Origin of the sequence: Variovorax sp. DAIF25, from assembly GCF_050711835.1 — a bacterium.
GTDB lineage: Bacteria > Pseudomonadota > Gammaproteobacteria > Burkholderiales > Burkholderiaceae_C > Variovorax.
This window is the reverse complement of sequence record NZ_CP136636.1, coordinates 2,790,099-2,810,217: the sequence shown is the minus strand read 5'-3', so window position 1 is coordinate 2,810,217 and position 20,119 is coordinate 2,790,099. Positions and strand designations below refer to the sequence as shown.

Sequence of the window (20,119 nt, the reverse complement as noted above, 5' to 3'; positions counted from 1 at the left end):
GCCGTACGCGCATGGTGGCGCGATGACGGTGCGGCTTCTTCGAAGCTCATCGCGCCACCATGCGCGTACGGCGTCGAGTGGAGCTGTCCAGTCTTCAGGCTCTTCGACGAGATTCCCGTCCCGTTCGCATCTTTTTCTTCCAGTGCATCGGTCCATGCGGCGCACACCGCCCATGACCCCACCCTCTCCCTCTTCCGTACCCGATTCGGCGCTCACGCGCGAGGAACTCTACGCACGCATCCGCGGGAGCTCCAAGCAGGAGGTCGTGCTCGAGGAGATGCAGCGCCTGGGCTTCTGGCCGCGCGACACGGCGCAGCCCACGGTCGAGGCGCAACTGATCCGCCGCGAGGGCGAGCTGCAGACCGCGCTGCGCGATCTCGGCGACGAGCTGCGCGGCATCGAGGACCGCGAGACCGCGCTCAAGGCCATGCGCAAGGAGCGCATGGCGCGGGCGCGCGAACGTCGCGAAGAGACCCGCCAGCGCCTCGCGCAACAGCGCCATGCGCGCGCGCTCGACTGGCATGGCCGGCGCCAGCGCGAACTGCTGTACCTGGGCGAAGGCGTCTCGGGCGGACTCAACGCGGCGCGCAGCGACGAGCAGGCGCTCGCGCGCCATGCGCTGCCGGCGCTGCACGACGCCACCGACCTCGCGCGCGCCATGGGCCTGGAGCTGGGCGAGCTGCGCTTCCTGGCCTGGCACCGCGAGGTCGCGCGCGTGAGCCACTACCAGCGCTTCACCGTGCCCAAGAAGACCGGCGGCGAGCGCCGGATCTCGGCGCCGATGCCGCGGCTCAAGCGCGCGCAGTACTGGGTGCTCGACAACGTGCTGGCCAAGGTGCCGGTGCACGAAGCGGTGCACGGCTTCCTGCCGGGCCGCTCGATCCTCAGCAATGCCGCGCCGCACGTGGGGCAGGCGGTGGTGGTCAACCTCGACCTCAAGGACTTCTTTCCCTCGATCGGCCTGCGCCGCGTGCGCGGCGTGTTCCGCCAGCTCGGCTACTCGCCGCAGGTCGCGACCCTGTTCGCGCTGCTCGCGACCGAGGCGCCGACCGACGAGGTCGAGCTCGACGGCGAGCGCTACTTCGTCGCGCGCGGCGAGCGCGTGCTGCCGCAGGGCGCGCCCACCAGCCCGATGCTCACCAACGTGCTGTGCCGCCGGCTCGACGCGCGGCTGGCCGCCTGCGCCGCCAAGCTGGGCTTTCGCTACACGCGCTATGCCGACGACCTGAGCTTCTCGGCCGATGCCGAGCATGGCCGCGATGTCGGCAAGCTGCTGTGGCGCGCCAAGCAGATCGTGGCCAGCGAAGGCCTCGTGGTGCATCCCGAGAAGCAGCAGGTGATGCGCCGCCACCAGCAGCAGCACGTGACCGGCATCGTGGTCAACGACAAGCTCTCGACCGACCGCGACACCTTGCGGCGCTTTCGCGCCGTGCTGCACCAGGCCGAGCGCCACGGCCCGCAGGGTCTGCACTGGAACGGCCAGCACGACCTGATCGCCGCGCTGCGCGGCTATGCGAACTTCATCGCGATGGCCGACCCGGCGCGCGCCGAGCCCTATCTGCGGCGCGTGAAGGCGCTGGCCGCGAAGCATGCGTCGACGCCCACCGTCGCGCCGGCACCGGCCCGCGCGCCGCTGCCCGCGGGCCACTTCCGCCAGCAGTCGGCCGCCGGGCTCGCGCCCCTGCCCACGTGGTGGCAGCCCGCGCGCGCGCCCGAGCCGGTGCTCGAGAAGACACCCGAGCAGATCGCGGCCGAGAAGAAGGCGAAGCGCGAGGCCGAGCGCGAACGCCAGCGCGCGCTCGACGACACGCAGCGGCGCGAACAGGCACCGCCACGCAACGACACGCGCGCCGCCGAGCCCGCCACGGCAGCGCAACCCGCGAAGCCGCGCAGCGCGCTGTCGCTGCTGGGCCTGTGGGTCAGCATCGCGATACAGGGCACCTACGTGCTGGGCTTCCTGCTGTCGCTGCGCGATGCCTGGCTGATCGGCCTCGTGACGGGCGCGATCTGGGTCGCCAACATCTACCAGCGCAAAGCCGGCTGGATGCGCTTCTTCATCGCGCTGATCGCCGGCTCTGGACTCTCGGCGGTGCTGCGCAAGATGTGGTCCTGAAAAGGCCGGCCCCAAAAGAAGAATCGCCCCGAAGGGCGATTCGCTTCTAGGACGCGGCCGATGTCGACGGCCGCGATGCCACCGCGGGTGCCTGCGCCTGCGCCGGCGCACGCATGTCGAACAGCCGGCACTCGGTGGTGGCCTTGGCATACAGCGTGCCGTCCGGACCCACGAGGCTGGCTTCGGCCAGCGCCACGCGGCCTTCGATGCGCGTGACCGTGGCCTCGGCGCGCACGCGCCGCACATCGAGCGTGAGGCCTTTCAGGTAACGGGTCTCGAGGCTGGCCGTGGTGTAGACCTGCCCCGGCGGCAGCGATGCGAGCACCGCGCAGCCCAGCGCCGAATCGAGGATCGAGGTCATCCAGCCGCCGTGGATGGTGCCCATGGGATTGAGGTACTCGCGCTGCGGCGTGCCCTGGAACACGGCCGAGCCCGGGCGCGCGACGATCGCATAGAAGGTCAGGTGCTTGGCGAACTCCGCATAGGGAAGCTGGCCGTTCATCATCGCGTGCATCACTTCGAGGCCGCTCTTGCCGACGAGCTGCGCGGGCCGTGCCACACCGACACCGGGACCCGAATTAAGCAGTTCGACTACCTCGCGTTCCTCGGAGAGCCACAGGTCCAGTCGTTGTTCAGGCGTCATTTGAAAAGATCTCGAAAGCAATGCGGATCGGATCGGGAGAAGTGGCACGCGACGGTGCTTTCTCATGCATCTTCTTGTCGCGGCCAGTTTAGCAATTGCCTGCTGCGAAGACGATGCTTTCAAGCGCCTGCACCATGCATTCCTTGTCGAATCCTTAAGCCGCGTGCGTTAAGTGGCGCTGTCGCGCGCCGAACACAGCGCCGGCCCCGCGCGAACGATGGGCTTCACAGTTCGCGCGCATGCGACTACATTCGCATCCCTCGACAACCACGCACCATAGGAGGTACGCAATGAACAAGCCAGTCCTTGCCCCCACCACCGTCTCGGTGCCCGGCCGCTCGATCGCGTTGCGCACACGCCGCTGAGGCCTTCGCCTCGCTGAGCGTCGCAGCCCCCGCGCTGCACGCGACGCCGCCCCGCCCGAGATTCGCCAAGCCCGCCGCGCGCGCCATCGCGTGCGGCGCCCGGTCTTTCGTTTCCGAATCAAGGTGCCCACACCCATGCTCGATACAGCAGCCGCCCACGCGCGGCATCGTTTCGTTTTTCTCTCGACCGTCCGCATCGCCATCCTCCCCGCCCACGCAAGGAAGGAGGTGGCCCCATGAAGATCCCGCCCCGGCTCCAACCCCTGGTCGACGAAGGCCTGATCGACAGCGTCAGCCGCCAGCTCATGAGCGGCAAGGAGGCGATGGTCTACGTCGTGCACAGCGGCGACGAAGCCCGTTGCGCCAAGGTCTACAAGGAGGCCGACAAGCGCGCCTTCCGCCAGGCCGTGGACTACACCGAGAACCGCAAGATCCGCAACTCGCGCGAGCGCCGCGCCATCGCCAAGGGCACGCGCTTCGGCCGCCGCATGACCGAGAGCCACTGGCAGAGCGCCGAGGTCGATGCGCTGCACCGGCTGGCCGACGCGGGCGTGCGCGTGCCCGAACCCTTCGGCTTCTGGGAAGGCGTGCTGCTGATGGAGCTCGTGACCGATGCCGAGGGCACGGCCGCGCCGCGGCTCAACGACGTCGAGTTCACGCCCGACGATGCGCGGCGCCATCACGCCACGCTGGTGCGCGAGGTGATGCGCATGCTGTGCGCGGGCATCGTGCACGGCGACCTCTCGGAGTTCAACGTGCTGCTCGGCGCCGGCGGCCCGGTGATCATCGACCTGCCGCAGGCCGTCGATGCCGCGGGCAACAACCATGCGCAGCGCATGCTGCTGCGCGACCTGGCGAACCTGCGCGAGTTCTTCGGCCGCTTCGCGCCCGAGCTGCACCAGACGCGCCATGGCGAGGAGATCTGGCATCTCTACGAGCGCGGCCTGCTGCGGCCCGAGACGCAGCTCAGCGGCGCGCCGCCGCGCGACACCGGGCCGGTCGACCTCGGCGAGGTGCTGCGCGCGGTCAACGATGCGCGCGCCGAGGAGGCGCTCCGGCGCGAGCGGCTGGCGAACCGGGGCGAGCCCTGAGCCCCGCGGCGACAATCGGCGCAGCACGGCCCCCCTCCTCCACGATGTTCCAGCCTCCCGACCTCGCGCCCTCCCCGCGTCCCGCGCGCCACTTCGCCTCGGCGCTCTCGCTGGCCGCGGCCTTCGCGCTCGGCGGACCGGCGCTGGTCCATGCGGGCGTGCGGCTCGACGACGACCGCGGCAGCGTGCTCGAGCTGCCGGCGCCCGCGCGGCGCATCGTCTCGCTGATGCCCTCGCTGACCGAGACCGTCTGCGCGCTCGATGCCTGCGACCGGCTGGTAGGCATCGACCGCCATGCCAACTGGCCGGCGGCGGTGCAGCGGCTGCCGCAGGTGGGCGGCATCGACGACGCGAACATCGAGCGCATCGTCGCGCTCAAGCCCGACCTCGTGCTGCTGCGCCCGCGCAGCCGTGCCGCCGAACCGCTCGAGCGGCTCGGCATCCGCGTGCTGGCGCTCGACGCCAAGACCCATGCCGACATGCGCCGCGTGATGGAGACCGTGGCGCGCGCCACCGGCCAGCCCGGCAAGGGCGAGGCCTACTGGCGCCGGCTCGATGCCGGTCTCGACGCGGCGCGCGCGCGCGTGCCCGCGGGCTGGCAGGGCCGGCGCGTCTACTTCGAGGTGCATGGCGGCATGGCGGCCGCGAGCGAGAGTTCCTTCATCGGCGAGACGCTCGCGCGCCTGGGCCTCGCGAACGCGGTGCCCGGCACGCTGGGGCCGTTCCCGAAGATGAGCCCCGAGTTCGTGGTGCGCGCCGACCCCGACGTGCTGATGGTGTCGGCGCTCGGCGAGCTGTCGGCGATGGCCGCGCGGCCCGGCTGGTCGGCGATGAACGCGATCAAGCGCGGCCGCGTCTGCAGCTTCGCGTCGGCGCGCTTCGACCTGATGATGCGGCCCGGTCCGCGGCTGGACGAGGCGGCCGATGCGGTCGTCGACTGCCTGCTGCGGCTCGGCGATCCGCGCTCCTGAGACGGCGGGTCGCGCTCAGTCGGGCGCGTGGCGCACGACGAATCCACGCACGGGCGCGATCCATTCGACCGCCGCATCCTCGGGCCACGCCACGGCCGCGCCCTGCGCGCTGCCCGAGAACAGCAGGCGCTCCTCGACCAGCAGGAAGCGCCGCGCTGCGGCCTCGTCGCCGCCCAGCACCCGCAGCGTCGCGCCGCCGAGGTCCAGCGACTCCCCGGTCTTCGGCGCGACCGCACGCGCCTCGGGCCAGCCGGCGGCCGCTGCCTCGCCGCGCGTGGCCAGCACCCAGCGCACCGGCCCCGGCGCCGCGGTCCGCAGCGCCTCGCCCGGCACCGGATCGATCAGCGCCCAGCCTTCGTCGCCCCCCACGAAATGGCTGTGCGTTCCATCGCCGCCCGTCACGCGCCACACGCGCGCCGACAGCCGCATCGACAGCCCCGCCTCGTGCGCATAGCGCCCGCCGCCCTGCCCGTCGGGATCGACCAGCGCCACCTCGTCGTAGGGCGCTTCGTCCACGTTCACGGGCCGCCGGCCTTCGGGTCCGTCGGCCAGCCGCGGCATGTCGAGCCGCACGCGCGCACGGGCACGCGCCTGCGCGAGGCAATCGGCCACCGAGGCGAAGCCCGCGAGCTCCAGCAGCACGCGCCGCGTCACGTTCATCAGCTTGAGCCCGAGTGCCGGGCTCGCGGCCTCGGCCGGCGGCAGCCAGCGGTGCTCGACGATCTCGAAGCCGTCGACCTGCACCTCCTGCCCGGGGGGCATGGCCGCGACGAAGAAGCGCGTGTCGAAGCGGCGCGGCATGCCGGGCGGCGTGAGCCAGTGGCTGAAGTAGGCGAGCTGGTCGACCGCGAGCCGCCAGCCCTGAGCGTCGCACAGCGCGAGCAGCGCCTCGGTGCTGTCGGCCACGGCGGCGCGCATCGCGGCCAGCCGCTCGGGATCGACGCGATCGAGCGCGACCAGCGCGCCGTCGGCGTCGCTCGCGAACAGCACGCCGGCCTCCTCGAAGCATTCGCGCACCGCGGCGGCGTAGTAGTCGAGGCCGCCTGCGGGCAGCGCGAGTCGCGCGCTCGCGGCCGCATCGTCGAGGCCCGCGCAGCGCGTGTGCAGCTCGCGGTCGTGCGCATCGACCACGCCGCCCGGGAACACGCTGGCGCCGCTGTTCTGGTCGTCGGGCTTGTCGGCCCGGCGCAGCATCAGCACCTCGAGGCCGCCGGGCCCGTCGCGCAACAGGATCAGCGAGGCGGCGGTGCGTATCGGGCGTGGCTTGGGCGGCGTGGCGTTCATGGGAAGCGATTGTCGGTCCGCGGGCGTCGCCTTGCTGTCACCCGCGTCCACGGCTGAGCCGGGGCCCGGCGGCGCCGTCCTCGACCTGCCAGTCCTGCGCGCGCAAGGCCTCGCGCAGGCGGTCGGCCCGAGCCCAGTCGCCGGCCGCACGGGCCTCGAGCCGCTCGCGCGCCAGGGCCGCGATCGCCTCGGGCACCACCTCGCCCTCCTCGCGCCACTCGGCCAGCCGCAGCCCCAGCACCGCCTCGAACACATCGACCGTGGCGCGCCGCGTCGCCGCCGGCAGGTCGCTGCGCACCAGCTCCCACAGCACGGCCAGGCCGCGCGGCAGGTTCAGGTCCTGCTCGACCTCGGCGCGAAAGCGCGCGACGAAGCCCGCGTCGGCCGTGCCGCCCACCGGCCAGCCCGCATAGGCGCGGCGCAGCCGGTCGAGCGCCGACTGCGCGCCCGCGATCGCGGCCTCGTTGAAGCGCAGGCTGCTGCGGTAGTGCGCGCCCAGGCACAGGTAGCGGTAGGCCAGCGGATCGATGCCGCGGTCGACCAGCGTCTGCAGCCGCACGAAGTCGCCGTCGGACTTCGACATCTTCACGTCGTCGTCTAGCGTGAGGAAATGGCCGTGCAGCCAGAAGTTGGCCAGGCGCGTGCCATGGCAGGCCTGGGTCTGCGCGATCTCGTTGCTGTGGTGCACGCCGATGTGGTCCTCGCCGCCGCAGTGGATGTCGAACCACGGCCCGAGGTAGCGGGCCGACATGGCCGAGCACTCGATGTGCCAGCCCGGGAAGCCGCGGCCCCAGGGGCTGTCCCATTCCATCTGGCGCTGGGTGCCCGGCGGGCTGAACTTCCAGAGCGCGAAGTCGGTGGCCTCGCGCTTGTCGCCCATCGCCACGCGCTGGCCCGCGCGCAGGCCGGCCTTGTCCAGCCGCGCGAGGTGGCCGTAGTCGTCCTGCTTCGAGGTGTCGAAGTAGATGCCGTCGGCGGTGCGGTAGGTGAAGCCCTTGCGCTCGAGCTCGGCGATGAAGGCGAGCTGCTCGGGGATGTGGTCGGTGGCGCGCGGCCATTCGGCGGGCTCGCGCAGGTTCAGCGCGCGCCAGTCGGCGCGGAAGGCCGCTGTGAAGCGCTCGGCGATGGCCCAGGCCGACTCGCCCGCGCGCCGGCTGCCCTTCTCCATCTTGTCCTCGCCCTCGTCGGCGTCCGAGACCAGGTGGCCGACGTCGGTGATGTTGACCACGTGCCGCACCTCGTGGCCGCCGAATTCGAGCACGCGGCGCAGCAGGTCCTCGAACACGTAGGTGCGCAGGTTGCCGATGTGGGCATGGTCGTAGACCGTGGGACCGCAGCAGTAGAGCCCCACCGGGCCGGGGCGCCGCGGAACGAAGGGGCGCAGGGAGCGCGACCAGGTGTCGTGGAGGACGAGGGACATGCGTGTGGACTCTCGAGGTCGTTGCAGAAAACAAAAAGGCCACCGGTCTTGCAACGGGTGGCCATCGGGCATGCGGGTTCGCGCGAAGTCGCTCTAGCCGCCATCTCCCCATGGCAGAGCGCGACAGCAGGTGCCGGCGATGTGGAGGGAAGGACGGGTGGACATGGCCGGCATCCTAGCCGCTAGGCCTGGGCCGGGTCAAACGCGGCCGCGTCGAGGTAGCGCGCGTCCCACGCCGCGGCCAGCGACTGCGCGCGATGCAGCGGCACGCGCGCGGTCTCGAAACCGACCACGCAGGCCACGTCGGCCGACCCGGGCCGCGCGGGCGATTCGGCGCTGCGACCATCGGTCAGCAGCCAGAGCCAGCGCCGGCGATCGGCATGGCGCTCGAGCAGCTCGTCGGCGCGCCGCACTCCCAGCGCCAATGGCGTGCCGCCGCCGGCGCCGATGGGCGCGATCCAGTCGTCGTTCCAGGCGCTGGCGCGGCGCGGCGGCAGCCGCAGCTCGACCACCGAGCCCGCGAAGCACAGCAGCGCGACATGGTCGCGGCGGCGGTAGGCCTCGTCCATCAGCGCGAGCAGCAGGCCCTTGGCACGCGCGAGGCCGCCGTCGTTGCGCATCGAGGCCGAGGCATCGAGCAGGAAGCAGTGCAGCGCACCCTCGCGCGTCTCGCGCGGGCGGCGGCGCAGGTGCTCGCGGCGCAGCGGGCCGGCGCCGCGCGCGGCGAGCGTGCGTGGCCAGTCGAGCGCCGCGTCGGCGGCGGCGATGCCGTGCCAAGCCTCGCGGCCCGGTCCCGATGACGCCTGCCTCCGGTCACCCTGGCGCGCGCCAGCGGGTGCGGTGTTCCGGAGGCTCAGGCTTTTTTTGCGAGCGAGGCGGCCGGGATCAGCGGGCGCAGCGGCTTGACGCGGGCGACGCCGACGGGCTCGGGCGGCAGCGCGCCCCAGTCACCGTCGCCGCCGTCGCCGCCGTCACCGGAATGGGCACCGTTATCGATGGCGCTCTCGCCCTCGGCGGCCGAGGGCGGCGGCGCGCTCGGCGCCTGCGCGGGCGGCGCCGCCTCCACGCCCGGCTTGCGCCGGTGCAGCAGCACGGCCTCGGCCACGCGCCGCACATGCTGCTCGCCGATGGCCTCCGCCCCTTCGAGCGCGGCCAGCGCGCGCGCCGCGCGCAGCATCACGAGGTCGGCGCGCAGGCCATCGACCTGCGCGGCGATGCACAGCGCGCCCACGGCCTCGTGCACCGCATCGCCATACGGCAGCGCGGTGGCATCGGCCAGCGTCGCGCGCGCGCGCCGCAGCGACGCGGCGAGCTCGGCCTCGGCCGCCGCATGCCGCGCACGAAAGCCCTCGGGATCGCTGTCGAAGGCCAGCCGCGCGCGCACCACGGCCTGGCGCTCGGCCCGGTCCTCGAGGTTGCGCAGCTGCACGCAGAGGCCGAAGCGGTCGAGCAGTTGCGGGCGCAGGCTGCCCTCCTCCGGGTTCATGGTGCCCACGAGCACGAAGCGCGCGGCATGGCGGTGCGAGATGCCGTCGCGCTCGACCGCGTTGACGCCGCTGGCGGCCGCATCGAGCAACGAATCGATCAATGCATCGGGCAGCAGGTTGATCTCGTCGACATAGAGCACGCCGCCATGGGCGCGCGCGAGCAGCCCCGGCGCGAACTTCAGCGCATGGCCGGCCAACGCCTGGCCGAGGTCGAGCGTGCCGACCAGGTGCTCGAGGCTGGCGCCCAGCGGCAGGGTGACGAAGGGCGCGCCGGGCAGCAGCTCGGCCAGCGCGCGCGCGGCCGTGGTCTTTGCGGTGCCGCGCGGGCCCTCGATCAGCACGCCGCCGAGCGCGGGATCGGCCGCGGCCAGCAGCAGCGCCTCGCGCAGCAGCGGCTGGCCGGCGATGGCGGAAAAGGGGAACGACGCCGGCAGCGGCGCGGCCTGTGTGTTCATCGCGTATGTCCTTCCATCCGCTGCTCGTGCGCGAGCAGCAGGTTCTCGATGCGTTCGCGGTAGTCGCCGGGCGACTGCCAGAGGCCGCGCTGCATGGCCTCGAGCAGGCGGCTCAGCATGTCGTGCAGCGCGCGTGGATTGTGCGTGTCGACGAAATCGCGGTTATCGGCATCGAGCACGTAGGCGTCGGCCACCATCGCGTACTGGTGGTCGCCGACCACGCGCGCGGTGGCGTCGAAGCCGAACAGGTAGTCGACCGTGGCCGCCATCTCGAAGGCGCCCTTGTAGCCATGGCGGCGCGCGCCCGCGATCCACTTGGGATTGACCACGCGCGCGCGCACCACGCGGCCGATCTCCTCCTTGAGCGTGCGCACGCGCGGCGCCTGCGGATTGCCATGGTCGCCGTGGTACATGGCCGGCTGGCGCCCGCTCAGGTGGCGCACGGCGGCGGCCATGCCGCCCTGGAACTGGTAGTAGTCGTTGGAGTCGAGCAGGTCGTGCTCGCGGCTGTCCTGGTTCTGCAGCACCACGTTCATTTCGCCGAGGCGCCGCACCAGCGCCTCGGTGGCGGGCACGCCCTCGCTGTCCTGCCCGTAGGCATGCGCGCTGCCGCCGACATAGGCGCCGGCGAGGTCGTCGTCGCTCTGCCAGTCGCCGCTGTCGAACAGCGGCTGCAGGCCCGAGCCGTAATGGCCCGGCGCCGAGCCGAACACGCGCCAGCCGGCCTGGGTGCGCGCGGCCTCGGCCGGCAGGCCCCCGGCCTCGAGCGCGGCGGCCTCGCGCAGGATGCGCGCGCGGATCGGGTTGCGCTCGGCATCCTCGTCCTCCTGCGCGGCCACGGCCTGCACGGCCGCGTCGAACATCTGCACCGCGGCCGGAAAGGCATCACGGAAGAAGCCCGAGATGCGCAGCGTGACGTCGATGCGCGGGCGCCCGAGGCCGACCGTGGGCAGCACCTCGAAGTCGACCACGCGCTGGCTGCCCGCGGCCCACTTCGGCCGCACACCGATCAGCGCGAAGGCCTGCGCGAGGTCGTCACCGCCGGTGCGCATGGTGGCCGTGCCCCAGACCGACAGGCCGATGCCCGCGGGATAGTCGCCATGCTCCTGCAGGTGGCGCTCGACCAGTTGGGCGGCCGACTTGAGGCCCAGCATCCAGGCGGTGGGGGTGGGAATGGCGCGCGTGTCGACCGCGTAGAAGTTGCGCCCGGTCGGCAGCACGTCGGGGCGGCCGCGCGAAGGCGAGCCGCTGGGCCCGGGCGGCACGAAGCGGCCCTGCAGCGCGCGCGACAGCTGCAGCAGCTCCTGCGTGCCGCAGGCATCGAGCGCGGGCGCGAGGCGCTTGGCGATGCGCCCCAGCACGGCGGCGGTGCGCGGCATGCCGGCCGGGCATTCGCCCGCTTCGACGAGTTGCGTGGCCAGCAGCTCGAACCGCTCGCGCGTGTCGCCCTGGTGGCGCCAGGGGTCGTCGCTCACCGCCTGCAGCAGCGCGGGCCGCGCGCCCTGCCAGGGTTTTGCGGGCTCGATGTCGAGCGGATCGAAATGCTCGCCGGGCAGCAGGTCGTGCGACAGCGCACCAAGCAACCCCGCGTCCGCACCGCTGCCGTCGCCCGCCGGATAGCGCGCCAGCGCCAGCAGCGTGTCGCGCCGCAGCCGGCCCTCGGGCGAGGCGCCGAACACATGCAGGCCGTCGCGGATCTGGGTTTCCTTGAGCTCGCAGAGGTAGGCATCGACGCGCGCGAGCACGGCATCGTCCTCGGCGCCCGCTGCGTCGAGCTCGTCGACCAGGTGCTGGGCGCGCACGGCCGCGAGGATCTGCGCGCGCAGCACGCGCGCGCGGCGCGCGTCGACCAGCAGCGCGTCGTAGTACTCGTCGACCTGGCGCTCGAGGTCCTGCATCGGGCCGTGGTTCTCGGCGCGCGTGAGCGGCGGCATCAAGTGGTCGACGATCACGGCCTGGGTGCGGCGCTTGGCCTGCGCGCCCTCGCCCGGGTCGTTGACGATGAAGGGATAGACGTTGGGCAGCGGCCCGAGCACCGCGTCGGGCCAGCAGGCCTGCGTCAGCGCGATGCTCTTGCCCGGCAGCCATTCGAGGTTGCCGTGCTTGCCCACATGCACCACCGCATCGATGCCGAACATGTCGCGCAGCCAGAAGTAGAAGGCCAGGTAGCCGTGCGGCGGCACGGCCTCGGCGTCGTGGTAGCTCGCGTAGTCCTGCGAGCCCGAGAGGTTCAGCGCGCGCGCGGGCTGGATGCCGACGAAGACCTGGCCCAGCCGCAGGCCCGCGATCATGAAGCGGCCCTGGCGCAGCATCGGGTCCTGCTCGGGCGGGCCCCAGCGTTCGTCGATGGCCGCGGCCATGCCTTCGGGCAGCGCGGCCAGGCGCGCGCGGTAGTCGGCCAGCGCGTAGCTCTGCCAGGCGGGCCGCGCGGGCCATTCGCGCGGGTCGTTGGCGATGCCCTGCTGCAGGGTCTGCATCAGGCTGTCGCCATCGGCCGGCAGCGCCTTCGGATCGCCGAGCGCATAGCCTTCGGCGCGCAAGGTCTGGAGGATCGCGATCACCGAGGCCGGCGTGTCGAGCCCCACGCCGCTGCCGATACGGCCCTCGCTGCCCGGGTAGTTGGCGAGCACCAGCGCGAGCCGCTTGTCGGCCGCCGGCAGGCTGCGCAGGCGGCACCAGCGGCGCGCGAGCTCGGCCACGAAGGCGACGCGGTCGGGCTCGGCGCGGTAGCCGACCACCTCGGTCTGCGTCAGCTCGCAACGATGCAGCAGGCCCTTGAAGCTCACGGCGCGCGTCACGATGCGGCCGTCCATCTCGGGCAGCGCGACCTGCATCGCGATGTCGCGCGGCCGCAGGCCCTGGCTGTCGGCCAGCCAGTCCTCGCGGTTGCCGCCGCTCACGATCACCTGCAGCACGGGCGCGTCGCCGGCCAGCGCCGGTTCACCGCCCTCTCCGCCGTCATGCCCCAGCGCCGCGAAGGCGGTGGTGTTGAGCACCAGCTGCACCGCATGCGTGGCGCAGAGTTCGCGCAGCGCCGACAGGCACAGCGGGTCCTTGAGCGAATCGAGCGCCAGCGGCAGCGGGTTCAGGCCCTCGGCCGACAGCGCCTCGGCCAGCGCATCGAAGGCGGCCGTGTTGCCCGACAGCAGGTGCGAGCGGTAGAACACCAGCGCCACCACCGGCGCGCCGGGCCGCCAGCGCGCGCGCAGGTCGTCGATGCCGGGCACGGCCGACGTGGCGGGCAGCCCCGGCACATGCAGCGCCACCTGCGGCAGGCTGCGCGGCGGCAGCGGCTCGTCGCCATGGCGCAGGCCATGGAAGGCCACCGCGCGCAGGAACTGCAGCGCATTGGCCGGCCCGCCCGCGCGCAGGTACTGCCACAGCCGGTGACAGACGGCGCGCGGCGAGGTGCTGCGCGCGAGCAGGTCCTCATCCTCCTGCAGGTCGCCCGAGAAGATGGCGAGCTGCTGGCCGTGCCGGCGCGCGAGCTTCTCGAGCTGCTGCAGGCCGTAGGGCCAGGCCGAGGCCGCGCCCAGGTGGTCGACCACCACCACGCGCGCATGCCGCAGCACCTCGTCGGCATAGAGGTCGAACGAGGCCGGCTGGCGCAGGTACATGAGGTTGGCCAGCCGCAGCGAGGGATAGCCGGGATCGCTGGCCGCGAGCGCGCCGCGCGCGGCCGACAGCAGGGCCAGCGTGGTATCGGCCGAGCTGAGCACCACGATCTCGCCCGGCGTCTGGTCGAGCCGGGTGACGACGCCCGGATCGTCCTCGACGAAGCGTCCGGGCTGGGTGCTCAGCAGGTGCATCGTCAGGCCGGCAGCGCCGCGCCCTCGAGCACCTCGCGCAGTGCGGCCTCGTCCAGGTCCTCGCCGATGAAGACCAGCTGCGTGCGCGGCGCCTCCCCGTCGCGCCAGCGGCGGTCGAAGTGATGGTCGAAGCGCCGGCCCACGCCCTGCACCAGCAGGCGCATCGGCTTGCCCGGCACGGCGACGAAGCCCTTGACGCGGTAGATGGTGTGGCGCTCGACCAGCGCGGCCAGCGCGGCCAGCAGCCGCTCGCGGTCCATCGCGGGCAGGTCGATCACCAGCGAGTCGAACTCGTCGTGGTCGTGGTCTTCCTCGTGGTCGTGGTGGCTCTCGCGCAGGTGGATGGTGGTTTCGGCGGCACGGCCCTGGCCCAGCAGCAGCGCGAGCGGCAGCTTGCCCTCGGTGGCCGTCACGATCTTGACCTCGGGCGGCAGCTCCTCGCGCACCAGCGCCTCGACGCGCGCGCGCGCGGCCTCGTCGAGCAGGTCGGCCTTGTTGAGCACCACCAGGTCGGCGGCCGAGAGCTGGTCCTCGAACAGCTCGTGCAGCGGCGACTCGTGGTCGAGGTTGGGATCGGCGCGGCGCTGCGCGTCGACCGCCACCGGGTTCTCCGCGAACTGGCCCGCCGCGGCGGCCGGGCCGTCGACCACGGTCACGACCGAGTCGACGGTGAAGACGTTGGCGATGTCGGGCCACTGGAAGGCCTGCACCAGCGGCTTGGGCAGCGCCAGGCCCGAGGTCTCGATCAGCACGGCATCGAGCTGGTCGCGGCGCTCGGCGAGCTGCAGCATCACGGGCAGGAATTCCTCCTGCACGGTGCAGCAGACGCAGCCGTTGGCGAGTTCGTAGAGCGCGCCCTCGCGCTCGTTGCCCTCGTCGTCGCAGCCGATGCCACAACCGCGCAGGATCTCGCCGTCGATGCCGAGCTCGCCGAACTCGTTGACGATCACCGCGATGCGGCGGCCTTCGGCGTTGCCGAGGATGTGGCGCATCAAGGTGGTCTTGCCGCTGCCGAGGAAGCCCGTGACGATTGTGACGGGGATTTTTGCGTTGCTGGTGGTCATGGAGATTTCTATTTCTTTCAGGCGCCGGTGTAGAGGCGACGTTCGACGAAGGCCGAGCCCTGCAGCCGGCGCCAGGCCTTGGCACCGGCGAGCACGCCGAGGTCGACCAGCGGCTCGACCAGCACCACCGTCATGTAGGCGGCGCCGAAGCTGGCGATCTCGCCGAGGTTCGCGAGCCCGGTGCCGCGGCCGTAGAGCGCCCAGAAGCCGACCCACACCACGATGCCGCCCTGGTAGGCCACCGACAGCTTGAAGGCTTCGCGGTAGCCGATGTCCACGTAGGCCAGTTTCTCGGGAATGATGCGGCGCGCGAGCACTGCGGTGGCGAACAGCGGCACCAGCAGGGTCGTGACGTTCATGCCGTACTGCGGCAGGTCCTGCGGCTCGAAGAACAGGCTCTGCACCAGCAGCCCGCCCGCCAGGCCGATGGCCGCGGGCGCGAGCCCGAACACCAGCAGCAAGGTGGTGCCGAGGATCAGGTGCACTTCCGACACACCCACCGGATGGTGCGGCAGCACCTCGAAGAAGCAGAACACCAGCGCCACGGCGATCGCCGAGCGCAATGCCAGGGCGGCCAGGCCGTCCTTCAGCAGGGTGTCGAACGCCACCTTGCCGGTGTAGGCGAGCGCCGCGGCGCCGGTGGCATAGCTGAGAAAGATCTTGGATCCGTCGACGAGACCGGGTTCGATGTGCATGGGACAGCTCCTGAAAGGCACCGCAGTGCGAAAGTGGATTGGATCATGGACCCGCGATGGCAGGTCCGCGTCATGAACGTTGCGGCAGGCGCCGCGCGCCCGCCACGGTGGGAGAACGCGAGCGCGGCCGCAGCCGGCGCCAGCCGATCACCACGCCGCTGGCCGAGGCCACGGCGCCGACGATCGACAGCAGCCACACCACCAGGTCCCAGGCCGGCCGGTACTGGATCAGCCAGGGGAAGTCGAGGCTGTGGGCGGCGTTGAACAGCCAGCGCCGCAGCCGCGCATTGCGGTCGCTGCTGCCGGCCAGCTGGCCGTTGGCGGGGTCGATGTAGAGCCGGGTGCGCGCGGGGTCATCGAACGCGAGGCGCCAGACCGGCAGCACGCGCTCGCGGTGGTGGCCGTACCAGTGGAAGTCGTAGGCGGTCTGCAGCACGGCCTCGCTCACCGTGGCGCCGGGGCGCAGCCGGGCGGCTGCGCGCACGATGTCCTCGCGCGCGATCGAGGCGGGCGTGCCGCTCGCGGCATCGACCACGCGCACGCGTGCCTGCGCATCGCGCAGCTGCAGCAGCGGCCGGCCGTCGAACCATTGCAGCAGCGCCTCGCGCGGTGCCGCGGCGCCCTCGCCTGCCGGCGGCATGGCGGGCGGCCACGGAAAGGTCGATATCTCGCCGCCGGTGTAGCGCGTCATCGCGGCCGCGTCGACCGGGTTGCGCTCGAACCAGCGGTTCGGGTTCATCGAGAGCCAGCCGCTCACGATCCAGGTCAGCACGAAGAAGCCGCCGACCAGGCCCGCGATGTGGTGCCAGGCCATCCAGCCGGTGTAGGGCGTGACGGCGCCGTTGCGGAAGCGCCGACGCAGCCGGAGGCGCAGGATGCCGATCACGATGCCGGTCACGGCCGAGACGATGCAGGCGGCCGAGAGCCACACCACCACGTCGTGCCACAGTGGCGGGTCGGCGCGCAGCGGCGTGAAGTAGATCCAGTGCGGCACCGAGCCGAGCCAGTTCCAGAAGCGCTCGGAGCGCGTGGTGTCGCGCACCACCTCGCCGGTGCGCGCCGACACGTAGAGCTCGGTGCCCGCCGCGTCGTTCAGTTCGATGCGGTGCAGCGGGCGCAGCGGATTCAGGCCCTGCGGCACGGTCCACTGGTCGCGCTCGAGCGTCTCGGCCCAGCGCGCCGCGGGCTGGCCCGAGAAGTCGCGCGCCACGGCCTCGGCCTGCGCGGCGTCGGTGCCGGCCAGCAGCCGGCCATCGCGCGCCGACACCGCATGGCGACCGCCGCGCGCATCGACGATGCGCCACACCGGCTGCGGCTGCGCGCCGCCCTGCATCTCGAGCGCGACGCGGCGCGGCGGCTGCTGGCGCGCTGCTTCGGGCAGGGCCTCGAGCGCGGCCACGGGCGAGACCCTGGCCTGGCCGACGTCGAGCGCGCGCAGCCCCGCGAGCCGCTCGGCCTCGGTGAGCGTGGGATAGCCCACGTACATCATCACCACGCCCGAGACGAACCACATGACGAACAGCAGGCAGCCGCCGATGCCGAGCCAGCGGTGGGTCCAGTAGAGCCAGTGGCGCACGAGCGGCCACGCGCGCTGCCAGGCAGTGCGGTCGGCGCGGGCGCGGCGCGCGGCGTGCGTCATCTCAGAAGTTCACCAGCGCCGACAGCTCGAAGGAGCGCGGACGGCCCAGCAGCCACTGGTTGCCGCTGTTCGAGAACGACAGCGGATAGCGGCGGTCGCCGAGGTTGTAGCCGCGCAGCGCGAGCTTGAGCGACTTGTTGGCCTGCCAGCTCACCGAGGCGTCGGCCACGGTGTAGGAGCCGATCTTGCGCGAGTTGGCCGCGTCGACCTGGCGCGAACCGACGTAGCGCACACCGAACTCGGCCTCCCACTGCGGCAGGAAATGCCAGTGCAGGAACAGGTTGGCCGCTTCCTCGGGCACGCCGAACGGCGTGTTGCCGGCGCGCGAGACCAGCCGGCCGCTCACGACCTCGTTGAAGTCGTCGTAGCGCGCGCGCAGCTTGGCCGCATTGGCCTCGAGCCGCAGCGTGGACGTCAGCGCGAGGTCGAGCGTGGCCTCGATGCCCTCGGACGACTGCTTGCCGACCTGCTGCGAGACGGTGGGGTTGTTCTGATCGCGCGACAGCAGCTTCTTCTTCTCGATGCGGTAGGCGGCCACGGTCCAGGCGCCGCGGTTGTCGGCCAGCTGGCGCTTGTAGCCGACCTCGACCTGGTTGCCGGTGCTGAGGTCGAACGGCGCCTGCGTGGTCGAGGTGCTGATCAGCGAGGTCAGCGGATCGGCCGCGTGCGCCAGCTGCGCATAGAAGGACTGCGAGGCATCGGGCGCATACACCGCGCCGATGCGGCCGGTGGCGTACTCGAAGGTCTTCGTGAGGCTGTTGGCCGCGTTGGACAGGTCGGTGCGCGCCACCTTGGCATGGTCCCAGCGCAGGCTGGTGACCAGCGACCAGCGCTCGTCGAAGGCCAGCTTGTCCTCGGCGAACACGGCATAGGTGCTGGTGCGGGTCCGGTAGCGCGGCAGGTAGGGCGACGGCGACTGGTAGTAGCCGGGCAGGAAGACGAAGGGATCGACCACCGAGCGACCGCCGTAGGGCGAGTCGCTCGAGTTCAGGAAGTCGATACGGTTCACGTCGAAGCCCACCAGCACCTGGTTCTTCATGCCGAACAGCTCGTGCCGGAAGGTGGCGTCGGTGCGGTTGCCGACCTGCTCCTGGTCGTGGCCGATCTCGAGGTAGTCGCCGCGCGTCACGCGGCGCGTGGCGGCATTGAAGGTGTAGGTCTCGCTGTTGCGCCAGTGGCGCTGGCTCGCGAGCCGGTAGAGCTGGTTGTGCACGGTGACGGCATCGCTGGGCGTCCAGAGCGCGTCGAGGCGGGTCCACTTGTCGTCGTACTTGAGCTCGGCGTCGTCGACGTTGTAGTTCTGGCGCAGGGTCCGGCCGTCGAGGCGCCCGTCGATCAGCGGCACGCCCTGGTAGCGTTGCGGCGACTGGCGGCCCTCGTCGTGCGACAGGGTGAACTGCAGCTCGGGCGAGACGTCCAGCCGCAGCGCACCACCGACGGCCAGGCTCTCGCCCTCGCCGCGCGCCATGAAGCCGTTGGTGGCGCGGTGGCTGATGTCGAAGCGGTACGAAAGCTTGTCGTTGATCGCGCCGCCGCTGCCGAAGGCGGCCTGGCGCGTGGCGTCGGAGCCGTAGCTCAGCAGCGCCTCGTTGTGGATCGGTCCGCGCGTGGGCTTCTTGGGCACCACGTTGATCGCGCCGCCGATCGCGCCTTCGCCATACATGACCGAGGCCGCGCCGCGCAGCACCTCGATGCGGTCGACCGACCAGGTGTCGAACGGGAAGGTGACGGTGCCCGCGCCCGCGAACAGCCGCGTGCCGTCGAACAGCTGCATCACCGAGCCATGGCCCGAGAAGCCGCGTGCGGCCATCGAGGTGCTGCCGTTGCCCGGCGCGGGCGAACCCGTGATGCCGGTGGCGCGGGTGGCGGCCTCGATGACGGAGACGTCGCCGCGCGCGCGGATGGTCTCGCCGGTCAGCACCTCGATGCTGGCGGGCGTCTCGAGCGGCGTGAGGCCGAGGCGGCTGCCGGTCTGCGTGGGCTCGGCGAGCGACAGCGCGGCCTGGGCACCGGCCTCGACCTGCACCGGCGGCAGGCTGGTGGCGGCCTGCTGCGCGAAGCCGCTGCCGGCGCCGAAGGCCAGGCCGATGGCGGCGGACATGCCGCCGAGGCGGCGGGCGGCGGGGCGACCCCGGTGGCGGTGCGGGCGGCGGCCGGCCGCGCCCGCGCGATCGCCCGACGGCGATGCGTGATCCATGTGACTTCTCCTCCGGCCCGCGTCCCCGCAGGCTCTCTGACCGAACGTGGACACGGCGGGAAGTCATTCGATGGCCGGGACCGGCGGCGGGAAAAGCAAGCGCTTCGCCGGCCGGCGGCCCGGACACGCACTCCCGCAGCGTCCGAGGCGGTGACGAAGGCCGGTATCCGGGCTCGCGGAGCGCAGCGGCGCGCAGTCGAAACTGCAGCGCCGTTGCGGAAGCCCTCGCCTTCCCACGCCTTGGGGGCGCAGTGGCTGCCGATGCCCTGGAGGCATGGCGTGAGGACTTCCAGATCCGCTGACCGTTGCGGGGGCAGCGCAGGAATGGAGGCGTCGATCCGTGAACCGACGCGTCGCACCTGCTTCCCGTTTAACCCCGTGGCCATGGCATGCATGGCTGGCGGGGCACCTTCGAACCGTGGTGCCGATGCGGTCTTTGTTTTTAGAAGAAAGACTGCACCGAACGGCGGGGATTATAGGGAGCGGGTGCCGCCGGGGACGTCCGGCGTGCGGGTGTCCTGCGGCCGGCCCGGGCCTTCGGTGCCGAACAGCCGGCGCAGCACGCTGACGCCGGCCACCAGCGCATTGGAATAGCTGGAATGCGGCTCGATGGCCGCCTCGAGCGGCAGGTAGGAATGCACCGCGCCCTCGCCCGCGGCATCGTCGACCGCCTCCATCAGCACCCAGTAGAACTCGCCGGGCTCCAGCTCGTGGACGGTCAGCGCGAGGTTGCGGGGCGACGGCGACAGGGTGGCGGGGATGGTGTTCACGCGAAGCTCTGGAAGGTGGGCGTTGGCGAAAGCGGCGCAGCGCCGGAATCGTAGACACGCCCTGTCACAACGCGCGGGCACTTCATCACGTTCACCGCCGGCGAAAACCCTGTGTG

General features: G+C 72.2%; 14 protein-coding genes and 1 riboswitch. Of the genes, 3 read left to right on the top strand and 11 right to left on the bottom strand.

Annotated features, from left to right (window positions below):
* Positions 1–172 precede the first annotated feature (172 nt).
* Positions 173–2,113: a reverse transcriptase domain-containing protein gene (locus tag R0232_RS12875; protein ID WP_431512333.1), complete on the top strand. Its 1,941-nt coding sequence runs from the start codon at positions 173–175 to the stop codon at positions 2,111–2,113.
* A gap of 46 nt (positions 2,114–2,159) precedes the next feature.
* Here R0232_RS12875 and R0232_RS12870 read toward each other — a convergent pair whose 3' ends face one another.
* Entirely contained in the window at positions 2,160–2,756 is a 597-nt protein-coding gene (locus tag R0232_RS12870; RefSeq protein WP_093342839.1) for a PaaI family thioesterase, read from the bottom strand.
* Positions 2,757–3,357: 601 nt separating this feature from the next.
* On the opposite strand from R0232_RS12870, the gene R0232_RS12865 reads away from it, so the two are divergent.
* Both R0232_RS12865 and R0232_RS12860 read left to right on the top strand, forming a co-directional pair.
* Positions 3,358–4,212 (top strand): PA4780 family RIO1-like protein kinase, encoded by an 855-nt coding sequence (locus R0232_RS12865; RefSeq protein WP_431512332.1) that lies wholly within the window; start codon positions 3,358–3,360, stop codon positions 4,210–4,212.
* A gap of 44 nt (positions 4,213–4,256) precedes the next feature.
* Positions 4,257–5,183 carry an ABC transporter substrate-binding protein gene (locus tag R0232_RS12860; RefSeq protein ID WP_431512331.1) on the top strand — a complete coding sequence of 309 codons (927 nt, stop codon included), beginning with the start codon at positions 4,257–4,259 and terminating at the stop codon, positions 5,181–5,183.
* Positions 5,184–5,198: 15 nt separating this feature from the next.
* Here R0232_RS12860 and R0232_RS12855 read toward each other — a convergent pair whose 3' ends face one another.
* The 10 genes from R0232_RS12855 to R0232_RS12810 all read right to left on the bottom strand — a co-directional run bounded on the left by R0232_RS12855 (position 5,199) and on the right by R0232_RS12810 (position 20,003).
* A complete protein-coding gene (locus R0232_RS12855) occupies positions 5,199–6,467 on the bottom strand; it encodes an NUDIX domain-containing protein (protein WP_431512330.1) in 1,269 nt (422 codons plus the stop codon).
* 37 nt (positions 6,468–6,504) lie between these two features.
* Positions 6,505–7,887 (bottom strand): cysteine--tRNA ligase, encoded by a 1,383-nt coding sequence (gene cysS / locus R0232_RS12850; protein WP_431512329.1) that lies wholly within the window; start codon positions 7,885–7,887, stop codon positions 6,505–6,507.
* Between the two features lie 182 nt (positions 7,888–8,069).
* Positions 8,070–8,507 (bottom strand): vWA domain-containing protein, encoded by a 438-nt coding sequence (locus R0232_RS12845; RefSeq protein ID WP_408908738.1) that lies wholly within the window; start codon positions 8,505–8,507, stop codon positions 8,070–8,072.
* A 233-nt stretch (positions 8,508–8,740) separates the two neighbouring features.
* On the bottom strand, positions 8,741–9,829 hold the full coding sequence (locus tag R0232_RS12840) for an ATP-binding protein (RefSeq protein WP_431512328.1): 1,089 nt from the start codon (positions 9,827–9,829) through the stop codon (positions 8,741–8,743).
* Complete coding sequence (cobN, locus tag R0232_RS12835; protein ID WP_431512327.1) at positions 9,826–13,638, bottom strand: cobaltochelatase subunit CobN; 3,813 nt, start codon at positions 13,636–13,638, stop codon at positions 9,826–9,828. Before cobN ends, R0232_RS12840 begins: the two co-directional genes overlap by 4 nt.
* A 2-nt stretch (positions 13,639–13,640) precedes the next feature.
* Positions 13,641–14,702 carry a cobalamin biosynthesis protein CobW gene (gene cobW, locus R0232_RS12830; protein WP_296777596.1) on the bottom strand — a complete coding sequence of 354 codons (1,062 nt, stop codon included), beginning with the start codon at positions 14,700–14,702 and terminating at the stop codon, positions 13,641–13,643.
* 17 nt (positions 14,703–14,719) lie between these two features.
* Positions 14,720–15,397, bottom strand: coding sequence for an energy-coupling factor ABC transporter permease (locus R0232_RS12825; RefSeq protein ID WP_431512326.1), 678 nt, complete (start codon positions 15,395–15,397; stop codon positions 14,720–14,722).
* A 70-nt stretch (positions 15,398–15,467) separates the two neighbouring features.
* Positions 15,468–17,036, bottom strand: coding sequence for a PepSY domain-containing protein (locus tag R0232_RS12820; protein WP_431512325.1), 1,569 nt, complete (start codon positions 17,034–17,036; stop codon positions 15,468–15,470).
* A gap of 1 nt (position 17,037) precedes the next feature.
* On the bottom strand, positions 17,038–19,233 hold the full coding sequence (locus R0232_RS12815) for a TonB-dependent receptor (RefSeq protein WP_431512324.1): 2,196 nt from the start codon (positions 19,231–19,233) through the stop codon (positions 17,038–17,040).
* 141 nt (positions 19,234–19,374) lie between these two features.
* Positions 19,375–19,660, bottom strand: a riboswitch (cobalamin riboswitch).
* Between the two features lie 46 nt (positions 19,661–19,706).
* Positions 19,707–20,003, bottom strand: coding sequence for a hypothetical protein (locus R0232_RS12810; RefSeq protein WP_281078545.1), 297 nt, complete (start codon positions 20,001–20,003; stop codon positions 19,707–19,709).
* Between the last annotated feature and the right edge of the window lie 116 nt (positions 20,004–20,119).

Bases quoted from the DNA above. Each gene is read 5' to 3' on its own strand.
- R0232_RS12820 (WP_431512325.1), bottom strand. From the start codon at position 17,036: ATGACGCACGCCGCGCGCCGCGCCCGCGCCGACCGCACTGCCTGGCAG.
- R0232_RS12865 (WP_431512332.1), top strand. From the start codon at position 3,358: ATGAAGATCCCGCCCCGGCTCCAACCCCTGGTCGACGAAGGCCTGATC.
- R0232_RS12845 (WP_408908738.1), bottom strand. From the start codon at position 8,507: ATGCGCAACGACGGCGGCCTCGCGCGTGCCAAGGGCCTGCTGCTCGCG.
- cobN (WP_431512327.1), bottom strand. From the start codon at position 13,638: ATGCACCTGCTGAGCACCCAGCCCGGACGCTTCGTCGAGGACGATCCG.
- R0232_RS12840 (WP_431512328.1), bottom strand. From the start codon at position 9,829: ATGAACACACAGGCCGCGCCGCTGCCGGCGTCGTTCCCCTTTTCCGCC.
- R0232_RS12855 (WP_431512330.1), bottom strand. From the start codon at position 6,467: ATGAACGCCACGCCGCCCAAGCCACGCCCGATACGCACCGCCGCCTCG.
- R0232_RS12870 (WP_093342839.1), bottom strand. From the start codon at position 2,756: ATGACGCCTGAACAACGACTGGACCTGTGGCTCTCCGAGGAACGCGAG.
- R0232_RS12815 (WP_431512324.1), bottom strand. From the start codon at position 19,233: ATGGATCACGCATCGCCGTCGGGCGATCGCGCGGGCGCGGCCGGCCGC.
- cysS (WP_431512329.1), bottom strand. From the start codon at position 7,887: ATGTCCCTCGTCCTCCACGACACCTGGTCGCGCTCCCTGCGCCCCTTC.
- R0232_RS12875 (WP_431512333.1), top strand. From the start codon at position 173: ATGACCCCACCCTCTCCCTCTTCCGTACCCGATTCGGCGCTCACGCGC.
- cobW (WP_296777596.1), bottom strand. From the start codon at position 14,702: ATGACCACCAGCAACGCAAAAATCCCCGTCACAATCGTCACGGGCTTC.
- R0232_RS12860 (WP_431512331.1), top strand. From the start codon at position 4,257: ATGTTCCAGCCTCCCGACCTCGCGCCCTCCCCGCGTCCCGCGCGCCAC.
- R0232_RS12825 (WP_431512326.1), bottom strand. From the start codon at position 15,397: ATGCACATCGAACCCGGTCTCGTCGACGGATCCAAGATCTTTCTCAGC.